Origin of the sequence: Pseudomonas sp. R1-1 (genome assembly GCF_051132135.1) — a bacterium.
GTDB lineage: Bacteria > Pseudomonadota > Gammaproteobacteria > Pseudomonadales > Pseudomonadaceae > Aquipseudomonas.
In genome coordinates, this window is record NZ_CP071663.1 from 2053530 (window position 1) to 2069968 (window position 16439).

Genomic DNA, 16439 nt, shown 5'->3' on the forward strand with positions numbered 1-16439 from the left:
TTTTATGACTGCTGGCCTGCAAGGCTCGTTGATGGTGGACGTCGCCGGTACCTGGCTGACGGCCGAAGATCGCCAATTGTTACGCCAGCCCGAAGTGGGCGGCCTAATCATTTTTGCCCGCAACATTGAGCATGCACGTCAGGTGCGTGAGCTCAGTGCGGCGATTCGCGCGGTTCGCCCGGATCTGTTGCTGGCAGTGGATCAGGAAGGCGGTCGGGTGCAGCGTTTGCGTCAAGGCTTCGTGCGTTTGCCGGCGATGCGCGCCATTGCCGATAATCCGAACGCCGAATACCTGGCCGAGCAGTGCGGCTGGATCATGGCGACCGAAGTGCTGGCGGTCGGTCTTGACCTGAGTTTTGCTCCGGTGCTCGATCTGGACTATCAGCGCAGCGCCGTGGTCGGCACCCGTTCGTTCGAAGGCGACCCGGCCCGCGCCGCGGTGCTCGCCGGAGCCTTCATTCGCGGCATGAACAGCGCTGGCATGGCCGCCACCGGCAAGCATTTCCCCGGCCACGGTTGGGCCGAGGCGGATTCGCATGTGGCGATCCCGAACGACGAGCGCAGCCTGGAAGAGATCCGCGCCAACGACCTTGTGCCCTTCGCCAGGCTCAGCAAACAGCTGGCTGCGGTAATGCCGGCTCACGTCATTTACCCGCAAGTCGATGCGCAACCGGCCGGTTTCTCTCGCCGCTGGTTGCAGGACATCCTGCGCGGCGAATTGCAGTTTGACGGGGTGATCTTCAGCGATGACCTGTCGATGGCCGGCGCTCACGTGGTCGGCGATGCCGCCAGCCGCATCGAAGCCGCGCTCACTGCCGGATGCGACATGGGCCTGGTGTGCAATGATCGCGCCGCCGCCGAACTCGCGCTCAGCGCCGCGCAGCGCATGAAGGTCAAGCCGTCAGCGCGTATTGCGCGCATGCGCGGGCAGGCCTTCGCCAGCACCGATTATCGTCAGGATCCGCGTTGGCTCACCGCCATCGGCGCGCTCAAAGACGCTCAACTGATCGATTAAGGATTTTCGCTATGACCGTTTACGCAATCATCGGTGGCACCGGGCTGACCCAGCTCGAAGGCTTGAGCATTCGCCAGTCGCTGGCGGTGGACACCCCGTATGGCGCGCCGTCGGCCGAGGTGCAGATTGGCGAGTACGCCGGCAAGGAAGTGCTGTTCCTCGCCCGTCACGGCCATCCGCATCGCTTCCCGCCACACAAGGTCAACTACCGCGCCAACCTCTGGGCGTTGCAGCAAGCCGGCGCCGAAGCGATCATCGCAGTGAATGCGGTGGGCGGGATTCATCCGGCCATGGGTACCGGGCATTTCTGCGTGCCGCACCAGATCGTCGATTACACCAGCGGGCGCGAGCACACCTTTTTCGCCGATGACCTGGAACACGTCACCCACATCGACTTCAGCTTTCCCTACAGCGAAGCGCTGCGCCAGCGCTTGATCGCCGCCGTCGCCGCCGAAGGTTGCGAGTACAGCGACCAGGGCGTTTATGCTTGCACGCAAGGCCCGCGTCTGGAAACGGTCGCCGAGATCGTGCGTCTGGAGCGTGACGGCTGCGACATCGTTGGCATGACCGGCATGCCGGAAGCCGCGCTGGCGCGAGAACTGGACCTGGATTACGCCTGTCTGGCATTGGTTGTGAACCCGGCGGCGGGCAACACGACCGAAGTGATCACCATGGCCGAGATCGAGCAGGCGCTGCACGCTGGCATGGGCAAGGTCAAATCGACGTTGGCGCGGGTATTGGCCGGCTAAGGACTGTTCATGAGCGCACTTATCGAGGAGATCCTTTCGCTGCCGTGGACCGACACGTTCACTAGCAATGCGCTGGCCAAGGCTCGCGCTTATGCGCTCGAGGATCGCGTCGAGATCCTCGAAGTCAATGACAGGCAAATCACAGCATTTTGCGTCGGGTCCAATCAGACAGCTTATGAGCAAACCCTCTCCATAGCCAGGCACCGAGGCGCGGGCGGGCTGCTTTGCTATTGCTCCTGTCCGGTCGGCTTTGACTGCAAGCATTGTGCGGCGGTGCTTTATTGTCTGGATATGAATGTCCGCGAAGCCTCCGGGCAGCAGGCTACGGTTGAGCTCGGTCGCTCACTCGAGCATTGGCTTTCGACGATCCCGGTGGCCGTCCAGCCTGCAGAGGAAAAAACTTCGCAAGCGGCGAGCACGCGGTTGTTTTATCAGCTGAAGGCCTCACCGGTTGCCGGCAAGTGGCAGCTGGATATTTTCAAGGTTTATCAGCTCAAGAACGGCGAGCTGCGCGACGTCAAACCGTTATATTCGCTGTCGGACCTGCTGATGCGCCAGCCCGGTTACCTGACCGAGCAGGATCTGCGCATTGCCCGGTTGCTGGTGGCGATGCACTCCCATCACGCCTATTACAGCGGCTATCCGCTGGAGGGCAGCAGTGGTGCCGAACTGCTGGAAATGCTCCTGCGCACATCGCGGCTGTTTCTTGATTTTCAAACCTTGCAGCCGCTGACGGCGGGCGCCAGCCGCAGTGCGCAGTTTGCCTGGGCTGAGCAGGCTGACGGCAGTTATCGCCCGCAATGGACAAGTGCCGAGGCGCCGGTGGAAAACGTGCTCGCATTGGAGCCGCTTTATTATCTGGATCGTGAGCAGCGCCAGATCGGTCTGTTACTCAATGATCTCGATGAGAAGCTGGCCTGCCACCTGGCCTTGGCACCGGAGATCCCGGCGCATCAGGCGTTGCAATTCAGTCATCGCATGAGCGCTGCGACCAAAGTGGCGCCACCGCACAAGCTGACGGAACGGATCGTCGAGGATGTGGCTCCCCAGGGTTATCTGATCCTGGCGAGCGGCAAACGCTACACGCGCTGGGAATACGAGCCAGAGCACCGTGCTGCTTTGCTGTTCACCTACGACGGCCATCCGGCGCAAGATCGCAACCCGGAAGTCATGATCCTGTCGGGTGCCGAAACCCAGCGGATTCAGCGTCAACCGGCCGCCGAAAAAGCCTTGCGTCAACAACTGCAAAAACACGGTTTCAAGAAAGCCTCGCGCAAAAGCAGCATTGATCTTCCCGGTGAGATGTTCACGCTGGCCGATGATTCTGCGTGGCTGACCTTTGCCCAGCAGGGTATCCCGGTCTTGCACGATGCTGGCTGGGAGATCGATGTCAGCAGCAATTTCCATTTCAACGTGGAGCCGGTCGAAGACTGGTACGCCGAGATCGAAGAGGATGCCGGTCGGCAGTGGTTCGATCTGCAGTTGGGTATCGTCGTCAATGGCGAGCGCCACAGCCTGTTGCCGATACTTCTGCATCTGCTGCGTAGCCAGCCGCAGCTGCTCGATCCCGTTTCCTTGGCAGAGCGTGGTGACGATGAGCTGTTGTTGGTTGAGTTGAGGGGCGGACGGATTGATGCTGCCGACGGTGGCAAAGTCGCACTGCCTTACGGCCGGGTCAAACCGCTGATGGCCACGCTCAGTGAGTTGTATCTGGGCGGCCATCGCGTTGAAAGCTTGCGCTTGAGCCCTCCGGATGCGGCGCGTCTGACGCTGCTCGACGGGGTGCCGCTGACCTGGCAGGGCGGCGAACGCCTGCGCAGTTTCGCCCAACGCCTGCGCGAATCGACTTACACGCCGGTCGCTGCACCCGCCGGCCTCAACGCGCAGTTGCGTCCGTATCAGCTCGAAGGCCTGAACTGGATGCAGACCCTGCGCGAGCTGGGGGTGGGCGGTATTCTCGGCGATGACATGGGGCTGGGCAAAACCCTGCAGACCCTGGCGCATTTGCTGACGGAAAAACAGGCCGGGCGCCTTGAACAACCGGCCTTGGCGGTCATGCCCACCAGCCTGATTCCCAACTGGCTGGACGAGGCGCAGCGGTTCACCCCGCAATTGAAGGTGCTGGCGCTGCACGGATCGGCCCGGCAAAAAGACTTCGCCAGCCTGAGCGAATACGATCTGGTGTTGACCACCTATGCGTTGCTGCCACGGGATCTGGAAGTGCTGCAACCGCAGCCGTGGAGTGTGCTGATTCTCGATGAAGCGCAGAACATCAAGAACCCGGTGAGCAAGGCCGCTCAGGCTGCCCGCGAATTGCAGGCCGGGCAGCGCCTGTGCCTGAGTGGCACGCCGCTGGAAAACCACTTGGGCGAGCTGTGGTCGCAGTTCCACTTCCTGATGCCGGGTTGGCTGGGCGACAGTAAAACCTTCAATCGCGACTACCGCACGCCGATCGAAAAACACGGCAATGCCGGGCGCATGCAGCACCTGACCGCGCGGATAAAACCGTTCCTGTTGCGCCGCAAGAAAGATCAGGTCGCTACCGAGCTGCCGCCGAAAACCGAAATCGTGCATTGGGTCGAACTCAGCGATGGTCAGCGCGATGTCTATGAAACCGTGCGCGTGGCCATGGACAAAAAGGTCCGCGACGAAATCGCCCGCAGTGGCGTTGCGCGCAGCCAGATCATCATTCTCGATGCGCTGCTGAAGTTGCGTCAGGTGTGTTGCGACTTGCGGCTGATCAACACGCCGCTGACGGCCAAGGCGCTGCGTTCCGGCAGCGGCAAACTGGTCAGTCTGATGGAAATGCTCGAAGAGTTGCTCGGCGAAGGGCGGCGGATTCTGCTGTTCTCGCAGTTCACTTCAATGCTGGCGTTGATCGAGCAGGAGTTGCAGCAGCGCGGGATCGGCTATTCCCTGCTGACCGGCGATACCACTGATCGGCGCACACCTGTGAAGGATTTTCAGGGCGGCAAGGTGCCGCTGTTTCTGATCAGCCTCAAGGCCGGTGGCACTGGTTTGAACCTGACCGCCGCCGACACGGTGATTCATTTTGATCCGTGGTGGAACCCGGCGGTGGAAAATCAGGCTACCGATCGGGCGTATCGAATCGGGCAGAACAACCCGGTGTTCGTCTACAAGCTGATTGCCAAAGGCACCGTTGAGGAAAAGATCCAGGCATTGCAGCAGGAGAAAGCCGCGCTGGCCGGGGCGGTGCTGGAAGGTGGAACGACGGGTGGTTTCAAATTGGAGCAGGGCGATATCGAGGCGCTGTTTGCGCCGTTGCCTGTTTCCAAGGGTTGAGCCCTGAGTGATTGCGCAATATCGGATGGCCCCATCGCTGGCAAGCCAGCTCCCACAGGTATCGAGTTGAATCACAATTTTGTGTACAGCTCATAACCCTGTGGGAGCTGGCTTGCCAGCGAAAGCTATCTAATCAGCGATGCAAATCTCATCGCTTGTCGATTTTGTCCGGCAACGGCGCAAACAGCGCTTCAATATCATCACTCTGCAACTTCCAGTCCCCGGCCTTGCGTCCGTCGAGCACGCCCGCTGCGAGGTCGGATTTTTCCTTTTGCAGGTGCTGAATCTTCTCTTCCACCGTGCCGCGGGCAATCATCTTATAGACGAATACCGGTTTTTCCTGGCCGATCCGATACGCCCGGTCTGTTGCCTGATTCTCGGTCGCCGGGTTCCACCACGGGTCGTAGTGGATCACCGTGTCCGCCTCGGTCAGGTTCAAGCCCACACCGCCGGCCTTCAGACTGATCAGAAAGATCTGACGCTTGCCGCTCTGAAATTCCTTCACCGGCGTGCGCCGATCACGGGTCTGACCGGTCAGCAGTGCGTAGGCGATTTTGCGTTTTTTCAGTTCGTCTTCGATCAGCGCGAGCATCGAGGTGAACTGGGAAAACAGCAAAATCCGCCGGCCTTCCTCAAACAACTCTTCGAGCATTTCCATCAGGCTGTCGAGCTTGCCTGAGGTGCTGCCGCGGGCGGGCAGGGTGGCGTCATTGACCAGGCGCAGATCGCAGCAAACCTGACGTAGTTTGAGCAGTGCCTCAAGAATGATGATCTGGCTGCGCGCCACGCCTTTGCGGGTGATCTCGTCGCGGACTTTTTTGTCCATGGCCAGGCGCATGGTTTCGTAGACGTCGCGTTGCGCTTCGTTGAGATCGACCCAATGGATGATCTCGGTTTTCGGCGGTAACTCGGTCGCCACCTGCTCTTTGGTGCGGCGCAGCAGAAACGGTTTGATCCGACCGTTGAGGTGCTGAAGCCTGACTTCACTGCCGCGCTTTTCAATCGGCACACGGTAATCGGCGTTGAAGCTTTTCACGTCGCCGAGCCAGCCCGGCAGCAGGAAGTGGAACAGCGACCACAGTTCGCCCAGATGGTTTTCCAGCGGCGTGCCGCTCAGACACAGGCGTTGGCGCGCGTTCAACTCGCGCGCGGCTTGGGCGGCTTTGCTGTTGGGATTCTTGATGTATTGCGCCTCATCCAGCACCAATACGTGCAGCGGCTGTTTCGCCAGACGCTCGACGTCCTTGGGCAGTAGCGCATAGGTGGTCAGGATCAGGTCGAAATCCGCGAGGTGGTCAAAGTGCTTTTTGCGAGTGGCGCCGTACAGCGCGACCACTTTCAATTGCGGCGTGAAGTGCGCGGCTTCGTCGAGCCAGTTCGGAATCAGGCTGGTCGGCATCACCACCATGCACGGCCGATCAAGGCGCCCGGTGTTTTTCTCGCTGAGAATATGCGCCAGGGTCTGTAGGGTTTTGCCCAGACCCATGTCATCCGCGAGAATCCCGCCGACTTCCAGTTGCCGCAGCGATTGCATCCAGCTCAAGCCCTCGAGCTGATAAGGGCGCAAGGTTGCGTTCAGACCCTCTGGCGCTTCGGCGCTGAAGTCGCGGATGTCGCGCAAGCGCTGGGCGAACGTGCGGATTTGCTCGCCACCCTCCCACAGAAGTGGAATGCCTTCCAGCGAATTGAGGCGCGTGGCATCCGCCTTGCTCAGGCGCAGGGTGGTTTCGCCCGGCTCCTGTAAATAGAACTCGCCCAGCGTCATCAACACCGGTTTCAAACGGCCGAGCGGCAGCGCCACTTGCAGCGGCCCGTGTTCGCTGTTGCGTTGTGGAATGTTGACCAGAATCAGCTCGTCATCGCGACGCCGGGCCAGGCGTTCCGGGTTGAGGATTTCCGCGTGCGAGCGCATCAGGTTCAGCAATATCGGCAGCAGGCTCAGGCGCTCACCGTTGACGATGATGCCCAGTTCCAGATCGAACCAGTCGCGCTCCGGCGCCTGTTCGACGGTGGCGTACCAGTCATCCACGGCGGTCAGGTCGAAGCCGAATTCTTCGTCGATCTGCAGTTCCCAGCCCTGACTGCGCAACTTCGGCAGGTCGTTGAGGGTGAAGGTCAGCCAAGCGCTGTCGTTGACCATTTCATACAGTTCGCCAGCGCTTTCCGGCAGGGCTTTGCTCTGCCTTGTGGCGATGCGGAAGCCGAGGATGCGCAACTGCTCGCGGTAGGACTGCTCGACGTCGGGGTGGCGTTTGACGCGCAGGGTCTGGGTCTCCTGACGGATCAGGATGTCGCTGTTTTTCTGCCCGCTGACGTACTCGTCCAGATAGCTGAACGACAGCGCCGCGCGGTGCTGGATATAGCGCTGCATGCGCCCGTTGCGTGGTTCGAAGGCGCTGAACTCGACGCTGGCCAGCCACAGGCGTGGCAACGGTTGCACGTTGTCGACCAGCACTTGTGGCGGCGCTTTCGGGCCGCGGTTTTCCAGCACTGCCTGGAGCTTTTCAAGCAACTCGGCGTCTTTGGCGGCGGCGGGGTAGTCGAGGGTGTCCTGGACTTTCAGCAGCACCGCCGCGCAGTGTTTGCAGTTGTTGCGAACGGGGCAGGTGCAACCGGCGTCGACCAGCAACAAGGTGCCTTTGGCCGACTCGCGCAAGTGAATGGTCTGACGGTAGACACTGCCGCCAGAGCCTTCGCAACTGGCGGTGATGGTCGCATCGCCGACCTGGGCGATGCGCACGCGGTTTTCCAGGGCATAGCGGCGGCCGCGCTCCAGGCTCTGTTCCTTGAACCGGCTGACCCACGAGGGTGCCAACGGTTTGCTCAGGGGCGGTGACATAGGGACTTCGATCAGTCCGGTACGACTTCAGGCGCTTCCCGTGGCGCAGGTGCGGTCAGGGAAGTGATCTTGATCAGCAGGGCCAGGTGGCCGTTGTCGAGGTAATTGAGCTGGCCATTCTTGGTGTGGCTGTCCTGTTTCAGGCGCTCACTGGCGGTGACCAGGCCATTGGCGTCGATCTGATTGACCCAGAAATCGGCACTCACATCAGTGAAGCGGCCGAGTTTCATTTCCAGCGTGCCCTCGATCGGGAACTGACCGAATTGCTCCTGCCCGTCGCTGACCGCCACTTTCGCCGGCGTTTCGCCCAGCGTCTGCTGCCAGGCTTTGTGCATCAGTACGGTGTAGTCGCCGCTGGCGCCGAGTTTGCTGACCACGTCGTTCAGCGCTGGCGTGCGCTGGCTGTCATTGCTCAGGCGCTGCGCGCCAGCGGCCCAGTCTTCCGGCGCGGCGCGACTGACGATGGCGGGTACGGCATTCTGGCGGACCAGAATCATTTCGACCTGATAGGTATCGTCGGCAAATGCCGCAGGTGCTACCAAAGCCAGTAGCAAAGTCAGCGAGCGAAACAGGCGCATTGGGCGTCCTTAAACAGTTTTCGGGAGGAGGCGCTCAAACAGCGCCTCTACAGTATTAAAGCGCTCTTCCGGGCGTTCCATCGGCACTTGGAACTTGAACATCGTCGCGCCTTCGAATTTGTAGCGTTTGGGTTGCGTCTGGATCAGCTTGATCAACGTCATCGGGTCCACCGGCGTCTGCGCCTCGAACTCGATTCGGCCACCTTGCGGGCCGCCGTCGACTTTCTTGATGCCGAGCTTTTCCGCCTGCAATTTCAGTGCGGTGATGCGCACCAGATTCTTGGTCGGCTCCGGCAGCAGGCCGAAACGGTCGATCATCTCGACTTGCAGATCTTTCAGGCCTTCCTCGTCGGTGGCCGAGGCGATGCGTTTATAAAGAATCAGACGTGCATGGACATCCGGCAGATAATCTTCCGGAATCAGCGCCGGCACCCGCAGGTTGACTTCCGGACCGCCGCCAAGTGGTTGATCGAGGTTCGGCTGCTCGCCCTTGCGAATCGACTTCACCGCGCGTTCGAGCATTTCCATGTACAGCGTGAAGCCCACGGCCTGAATCTGTCCGCTCTGGCCATCGCCGAGCAATTCGCCGGCGCCACGGATTTCCAGGTCGTTGGTCGCCAGCACAAAACCAGCGCCGAGATCCTGCGTGTTGGCGATCGCTTCGAGGCGCTTTTCCGCGTCCGAGGTGATTTGCTGGCGCGGCGGGGTCAGTAGATAGGCGTAAGCCTGGTGGTGACTGCGGCCGACGCGGCCACGCAACTGGTGCAGTTGCGCCAGGCCGAACTTGTCGGCGCGTTCGATGATGATGGTGTTGGCGCTCGGCACGTCGATACCGGTCTCGATGATGGTCGAGGCGATCAGCACGTTGAAACGCTTGTGATAGAAATCGCTCATCACCTGCTCGAGTTCGCGCTCGCGCATCTGCCCGTGGCCGATACCGATACGGGCTTCCGGTACCAGTTCGGCGAGGTCGGCGGCGCATTTCTCGATGGTCTTCACATCGTTGTGCAGGTAGTAGACCTGACCGCCACGCAGCAGCTCACGCAGCAGAGCTTCCTTGACCGTGCTCTTGTTCTGCTCCATGACGAAGGTGCGCACCGAAAGGCGTCGCGCTGGCGGCGTGGCGATAATCGACAGGTCACGCATGCCCGACACCGCCATGTTCAGCGTGCGCGGGATTGGCGTCGCGGTCAGGGTCAGGATGTCGACTTCGCTGCGCAGGGCCTTGAGCTGTTCTTTCTGGCGCACCCCGAAACGGTGTTCTTCGTCGATGATCACCAGCCCGAGGTTTTTGATCTTCACATCGTCGGACAGCAGCTTGTGCGTGCCGATGACGATGTCGATCTTGCCCTCGGCCAGATCAGCGATGGCCGCATTCACTTCCTTGGCGGACTTGAAGCGGCTCATCACTTCCACGGTCACTGGCCAGTCAGCGAAGCGGTCGCGGAAGCTGTTGTAATGCTGCTGGGCGAGGAGGGTGGTCGGCACCAGAATCGCCACCTGCCGCCCGCCGTGCACGGCAATGAACGCCGCGCGCATCGCCACTTCGGTCTTGCCGAAGCCGACATCGCCGCAGACCAGTCGGTCCATCGGTTTCGGCGCGAGCATGTCTTCGCGCACCGCTTCGATGGTCGATTGCTGATCGGGGGTTTCTTCGAACGGGAAGCCGGCGCTGAACGTTGCGTAATCGGCTTTCGGGTCGGCAAACGCGTAGCCTTCGCGGGCGGCGCGACGGGCATAGATGTCGAGCAGCTCGGCGGCGACATCGCGCACCTGTTCGGCGGCTTTGCGCTTGGCTTTCTGCCAGGTTTCCGAGCCGAGGCGATGCAGCGGCGCCAGCGAGTCGTCGCTTCCGGTATAACGCGCGATCAGGTGCAGGTTGGCCACCGGCACATAGAGCTTGGCGTTCTCGGCGTATTCCAGGGTGAGGAATTCGGCAGCCTGATTGTCGATTTCCAGAATTGTCAGGCCCAGATAGCGGCCGACACCGTGGTCGATGTGCACCACTGGCGCGCCTTCGCGCAGTTCGGTGAGGTTTTTGATCACCGCGTCATTGCTGACGTCGCTGCGTTTCTCACGACGCCGGCGCTGCATGACGCGCTGACCGAACAGCGGACTTTCCGCGACCAGCGCCAGCGCCGGATCGTCGAGCGCCATGCCTTCATCAAGGGGAGCAATGGTGATCGCCAGCCGATCCTTGCTCGCCACGAAGTCCGGCCAGCTGTCGACGGTTTTCGGCCGCAGCTTCAGGCGTTCGAGCAACTCCAGCAACACTTCGCGACGGCCTGCGGATTCGGCGGTGAACAGCACCCGACCGGGGAACTCGTCGAGAAACGCGGCGAGCGCGGCCAGCGGTTGTGTAGCCTTGGCTTCGATCGCCAGATCGGGCAACGCGTGCGCCGGGAAGCGTTCGCGGCCGACACCGGTTTCCACATCCTGCTGGCTGGCCACCACACGCGGCCAGCTCTTCAGGCGCGCGAAGCAGTCTTCGACCGGCAGGAACAATTCGGCCGGTGGCAGTAAAGGACGCGAAGGATCGACGCGGCGTTCTTCATAACGATTGCGTACGTCGTTCCAGAAATTCTCCGCGGCTTGCTCGATACCCGGCAGCGAAAACACCTGGGTGTCCTGCGGCAAGTAATCGAACAGCGTCGAGGTTTCGTCGAAAAACAGCGGCAGGTAGTACTCGATACCGGCCGGTGTGATGCCGCTGCTCAGGTCCTGAAAGATCGGGCAGCGGCGGAAGTCGACGTCGAAGCGCTCACGAAAGCGCGCCTTGAAGCGGGTGACCGCGTCTTTCTGCAGCGGGAATTCCCGCGCCGGCAGCAGCTTGACCGACTCGACCTTGTCGATCGAACGCTGGGTTTCCGGATCGAAGGTGCGCAGGGTTTCGATTTCGTCGTCGAACAGATCGATGCGATAGGGCAGTTTGCTGCCCATCGGGAACAGATCGATCAGGGCGCCACGCACGGTGAATTCGCCGTGCTCATAAACCGTGTCGACGTAGCGATAGCCGCTGGCTTCAAGCCGCGCGCGCATCTGCTCGACGTCGAGCTTCTGGCCGATATCCAGCACCAGACTGCTGCCGAGCAGGAACCGGGTCGGCGCCAGACGATGCAAGGCCGTGGTAATCGGCACCACCAGCACGCCATGCGCCAGTTCCGGCAGCCGGTACAAGCTGGCGATACGCTGGGAGATGATGTCCTGGTGCGGCGAGAACAGGTCGTAGGGCAGGGTTTCCCAGTCGGGGAAATGCAGAACGGGCAAATCCGGGGCGAAGAAGCTCAGCTCCTGTTCCAGCCGTTCAGCGCTCTGGCTATCGGCGGTCAGTAGCAGGGTGAAGCGCTTGGCAGCGCTGGCAGCCTCGGCAATCGCCAGACTGAGGGCAGCACCGGGCAGATTGCCCCAGTGCTGTTTGCCTGCCTCGGCAGGGAGTAGCGGTAGACGCAGAACAGGCACGGAAGGTTGAGCTCCAGGCTTTGCGACAAAGTCGGTAATTGTAGCGGCGTCCGGTGCCGGCTGTCAGTTGCAGACTGCGTCTATCTTCGCTGTTTTGACGAAATGTAGTGGTAACCATAAAAACGAGCAGTTTTTATAGGGTTATGTAGTGCCGAAACCGGGTGGTGTTACGGAGGGTTACAGACATCGTCTAACACTCGTCGAAAAATTGACTACGCTGCAGGCCGCGTATTTACTGGGCTGGCGCGGGGCGTAATTTTTTTGAACGGAAATTTGTTACCGATTGCGCGACAAGCGCGCATTGCTACGGCAGGTTGTCGGCGGCATAATGTAGCCCCTTTTTTCTGCCCCTACATGTGGAAGGTTACCGTGACTCAGAAGCCCGACCAGTGTCTTGGTGAATGGATCGACCGTGAAGCACTCGCAGAAGCGATGATTCCGCTTATCGGTCAGCTCTACCGCAATAACAACGTGGTGAGCTCGATCTATGGCCGCAGTCTGATCAACCAGTCTGTCATCGCGATTCTCAAAGCCCACCGCTTTGCTCGCCACCGTTCTTCCGACGACAGCGAACTCTCCGTCCACGAAACATTCCCGCTGCTCAAAGCCATGAGCGAGCTCAAGCTCGGCGCGGCTTCGGTGGATCTGGGCAAGCTGGCGTTCAAATTCCGTAACGAAGTCAATGGCCGCAGCGCCGAGCAGTTCGTTCGTGAAGAAATGGCTGACGTGGTTGGTCAGCAGAACGCTTCCGCACGTAAAGGCACCGACGTCGTGCTGTACGGCTTCGGTCGTATCGGCCGCCTGCTGGCGCGCATCCTGATCGAGAAAACCGGTGGTGGCGACGGCCTGCGTCTGCGCGCCATCGTCGTGCGCAAAGGCGCCGAAAACGACCTGACCAAACGCGCCAGCCTGCTGCGCCGCGATTCGGTACACGGTTCGTTCAACGGCACCATTACCATCGACGAAGAAAACAACACCATCACCGCCAACGGTAACCTGATCCAGGTGATCTACGCGAAGAACCCGACCGAGGTGGATTACACCCAGTACGGCATCAAAGACGCGCTGCTGGTGGACAACACCGGCGTATGGCGTGATGCCGATGGCCTCGGTCAGCACCTGGCGTGCCCGGGTATCGACCGCGTTGTTCTGACCGCGCCTGGCAAGGGCAAGCTGAAGAACATCGTTCACGGCATCAACCACGGTGAAATCACCGCTGACGACAAGATCGTGTCTGCGGCTTCCTGCACCACCAACGCCATCGTGCCGGTGCTGAAAGCGGTAAATGACAAGTTCGGCATCATCAACGGTCACGTCGAAACCGTTCACTCGTACACCAACGACCAGAACCTGATCGACAACTTCCACAAGGGCGACCGTCGTGGCCGCAGCGCCGCGCTGAACATGGTGATCACCGAGACCGGTGCTGCCACCGCTGCTGCCAAGGCCCTGCCTGAACTGGCCGGCAAGCTGACCGGTAACGCGATCCGCGTTCCGACGCCAAACGTGTCGATGGCCATTCTCAACCTCAACCTTGAGAAAGCCGCCACCCGTGAAGAGATGAACGAGTACCTGCGCTACATGGCACTGCACTCCGAGTTGCACAAGCAGATCGATTTCGTCAATTCGCAGGAAGTGGTGTCCACCGACTTCGTTGGCTCGCGCCACGCCGGTGTGGTCGACGCCGAAGCGACCATCGTTCAGGACAACCGCGTTGTGCTGTACGTCTGGTACGACAACGAGTTTGGCTACAGCTGCCAGGTGGTTCGCGTGATGGAAGACATGGCTGATGTAAATCCGCCAGCGTTCCCGCGCTAAGCCTTAGCGGCACACGAAAACGCCCCGACTTTGGTCGGGGCGTTTTTGTTTGTGTGCCTTTTTGGAATAGTGGTGGCAGAGCTGGCCTCATCGCCAGCAGGCTGGCTCCCACATTGGATCTGCGTCGCTCTGAAAATCCCTTGTGGGAGCTAGCCTGCTAGCGATGACGTCCTATCGAACGCCGCCTGCTACCGCGGCCTGCGCAGTGCGCAGTTCATGCTTGTTGCCACGGAACAACACCAGCGTCGCGATCAACCCCAACACCGCCGCGCCGCTGAGCCAGATCCCCGGCGCGGCCTTGTTGTCGAGCACATGAATCAGGTAAGTGCACGCCGCCGGGGTGAAGCCGCCGAACGTCGCGGTCGCCAGGCTGTAGGCCAGCGAGAATCCGGTGGTGCGCACTTCGACCGGCATGATTTCGGTCAGCGCCACGACCATCGCACCGTTGTACGAACCGTAGAGGAACGACAGCCACAATTCGACGATCAGCAAATGGCTGAAACTCGGGTTCGCCACCAGCCACGACAGCGCCGGGTACGCGGTCAGGATCGCCAGAATGGTTGCCGTGAGCAGCAGCGGCTTGCGCCCGATCCGGTCGGACACCGAACCCATCACCGGCAGCCAGAAGAAGTTCGACAAGCCGATGCACACCGTCACCAGCAACGCATCGAGATCGGACAGGTGCAGTTCGGCCTTGCCGAAGGTCGGCGTGTAGGCGGTGATCAGGTAGAACGACACCGTGGTCATCACTACCAGCGCCATACCGGCGATGACGATGCCAAAGTTCTGCCCGATCGAGCGGACAATTTCGCGCAGGGTAGGGCGATGTTTTCTGGCCTGGAACTCGGGTGTTTCCTCCAGCGAGCGGCGAATGACGAAGATCACCGGCACGATCATGCAGCCGATCAGGAACGGCACGCGCCAGCCCCAGTCGCCCATCTGTTCTGGACTCAGCCAGTGGTTGAGGCCGACGCCGAGCAGTCCGGCGAAGACCACCGCCGCTTGCTGGCTGGCGGACTGCCAACTGACGAAGAAGCCCTTGCGGCCCGGCGTGGAGATTTCCGCCAGGTACACCGAGACACCGCCCAGCTCGACGCCAGCCGAGAAGCCCTGCAGCAAACGACCGAGCAGCACCAGCAGCGGCGCGGCAACGCCGAGTGTCGCATAGCCCGGCACACAGGCGATCAGCACCGTACCGGCGGCCATCATCGCCAGGGTGATGATCAGGCCTTTGCGCCGACCGTGGCGGTCGATGTAAGCGCCAAGGAAGATCGCCCCGAGCGGGCGCATCAGGAAGCCGGCGCCGAAGGTCGCCAGCGATAGCATCAGCGACGCGAAGGCGCTGTCGGTGGGAAAGAACGTCTTGGCAATGGCCGTGGCGTAAAAGCCGTAGACCATGAAGTCGAACATCTCGAGGAAGTTGCCGCTGACAACGCGAAAGATCGCTTTGCCGGTGCCCGGGGTGGTGGACATGGTCGGTTACTCACTGTTTCAATTTTATAAAAAGGCTTGCCGCCCGGCAGGAGCGCGCGGGCGCTGTAGTTCATAATGGCCGCCATGGTTTTGCGCAGAGATGAAGATTTGTTAACTGGACGCTGGGCGGGGCTTGTGATGTTGGCGGCGGTGTTGGCCGGCTGCGGCAATGGCGTCACGCTGGAGGTGGTCGGCGGCGCGTCCATGGGCAGCACGTGGTCGGTCAAATACGTGCGGCACGCAGGGCTCGCCGATCCTGCGCAAGTTCGTCGCGAAGTGGAATCTATCCTCGGCGAAGTCGACCGTCAGTTATCCACTTACCGCAATGATTCGGACATCCAGCGTTTCAACGCTTTGCCGGCCAACAGTTGTCAGACCATGCCGGCGTCGGTGCTCGAATTGATTGGTGTCGGCGAAAAGCTTGCGGTTGAAAGCGAAGGTTCTTACGACCTCACCGTCGAGCCGTTGCTGAATCTGTGGGGCTTCGGTCCGCAAGGTCGGCAGGAAAAGATCCCTGCCAGCGCTGCCGTCGCCGAGGTGATGCAACGTGTCGGCCACCAGCATCTGCGCATCGACGGCGAGCGGTTGTGCAAGGACGCAGCCGCCGAAATCGATTTCAACAGCCTCGCCGCGGGTTACGCGGTCGATAACATCGCCGCCAGGCTGCACGCCATGGGCATCGACAATTACCTGGCCGAAGCCACGGGCGAACTGAAGGCACAAGGCCGAAAACCCGACGGTTCGCCCTGGCGCATTGCCCTGGAAGCTCCGCGCGATGATCAGCAGGTCGCTGAGCGCGTCATTGAAATCGACGGATACGCGGTCTCGACCTCTGGCGACTACCGCAACTATTTTCTCCAGGACGGTCGGCGCTATTCCCACACCTTCGATGCCCGCAGCGGTGCGCCCGTCCTACACGACCTGGCGTCCGTCACGGTGATTCATCCTTCAGCGTTGATGGCCGATGGACTATCGACGCTGTTGCTGATTCTCGGGCCGAAAAGGGCGCGGGACTATGCCCAAACGCATGACATTGCTGCATTCTTTGTCGAGCGTGCCGATACAGGTTTTGTCATCCGCAGCAGTCCGGCGTTCGAGCGGCTGGTTGGCGCAAAAAACTGACTCAAGACAAGACGAAAGCTGGCGTTGTAGTGCAGGCAAAAGTAGCCTACGACGCGACCAAGGGTTAATGTGCGCGGCGTTGA

The 16439-nt window shown here is 60.9% G+C and carries 9 protein-coding genes; 5 read left to right on the forward strand and 4 right to left on the reverse strand.

Annotation, left to right across the window (positions count from 1 at the left end):
- The first annotated feature begins 4 nt into the window (after positions 1-4).
- From nagZ to J3P75_RS09425, 3 genes are read left to right on the forward strand one after another with little or no spacing between them, the layout of a single operon-like run.
- The gene (gene nagZ, locus J3P75_RS09415) at positions 5-1015 is read left to right on the forward strand and encodes a beta-N-acetylhexosaminidase (RefSeq protein ID WP_434710019.1); all 1011 of its coding nucleotides are present in this window, start codon (positions 5-7) and stop codon (positions 1013-1015) included.
- Positions 1016-1026: 11 nt separating this feature from the next.
- Complete coding sequence (locus J3P75_RS09420; RefSeq protein WP_434710020.1) at positions 1027-1764, forward strand: S-methyl-5'-thioinosine phosphorylase; 738 nt, start codon at positions 1027-1029, stop codon at positions 1762-1764.
- A 9-nt stretch (positions 1765-1773) separates the two neighbouring features.
- Complete coding sequence (locus J3P75_RS09425; protein ID WP_434710021.1) at positions 1774-5067, forward strand: SNF2-related protein; 3294 nt, start codon at positions 1774-1776, stop codon at positions 5065-5067.
- Positions 5068-5215: 148 nt separating this feature from the next.
- On the opposite strand, the gene J3P75_RS09430 is transcribed toward J3P75_RS09425, so the two are convergent.
- From J3P75_RS09430 to mfd, 3 genes are read right to left on the reverse strand one after another with little or no spacing between them, the layout of a single operon-like run.
- A complete protein-coding gene (locus J3P75_RS09430; RefSeq protein ID WP_434710022.1) occupies positions 5216-7906 on the reverse strand; it encodes an SNF2-related protein in 2691 nt (896 codons plus the stop codon).
- Positions 7907-7917: 11 nt separating this feature from the next.
- Positions 7918-8484 (reverse strand): CsiV family protein, encoded by a 567-nt coding sequence (locus tag J3P75_RS09435; RefSeq protein WP_434710023.1) that lies wholly within the window; start codon positions 8482-8484, stop codon positions 7918-7920.
- A gap of 9 nt (positions 8485-8493) precedes the next feature.
- Positions 8494-11943, reverse strand: coding sequence for a transcription-repair coupling factor (gene mfd, locus J3P75_RS09440; protein ID WP_434710024.1), 3450 nt, complete (start codon positions 11941-11943; stop codon positions 8494-8496).
- Positions 11944-12297: 354 nt separating this feature from the next.
- Here mfd and J3P75_RS09445 point away from each other — a divergent pair, with 354 nt between their 5' ends.
- Positions 12298-13761: a glyceraldehyde-3-phosphate dehydrogenase gene (locus J3P75_RS09445; protein ID WP_434710025.1), complete on the forward strand. Its 1464-nt coding sequence runs from the start codon at positions 12298-12300 to the stop codon at positions 13759-13761.
- 171 nt (positions 13762-13932) lie between these two features.
- Here the strand turns inward: J3P75_RS09445 and J3P75_RS09450 are convergent, their stop codons facing one another.
- Positions 13933-15234 (reverse strand): MFS transporter, encoded by a 1302-nt coding sequence (locus tag J3P75_RS09450; RefSeq protein WP_434710026.1) that lies wholly within the window; start codon positions 15232-15234, stop codon positions 13933-13935.
- 75 nt (positions 15235-15309) lie between these two features.
- On the opposite strand from J3P75_RS09450, the gene J3P75_RS09455 reads away from it, so the two are divergent.
- Entirely contained in the window at positions 15310-16356 is a 1047-nt protein-coding gene (locus J3P75_RS09455; protein ID WP_434710027.1) for an FAD:protein FMN transferase, read from the forward strand.
- Positions 16357-16439 lie beyond the last annotated feature (83 nt).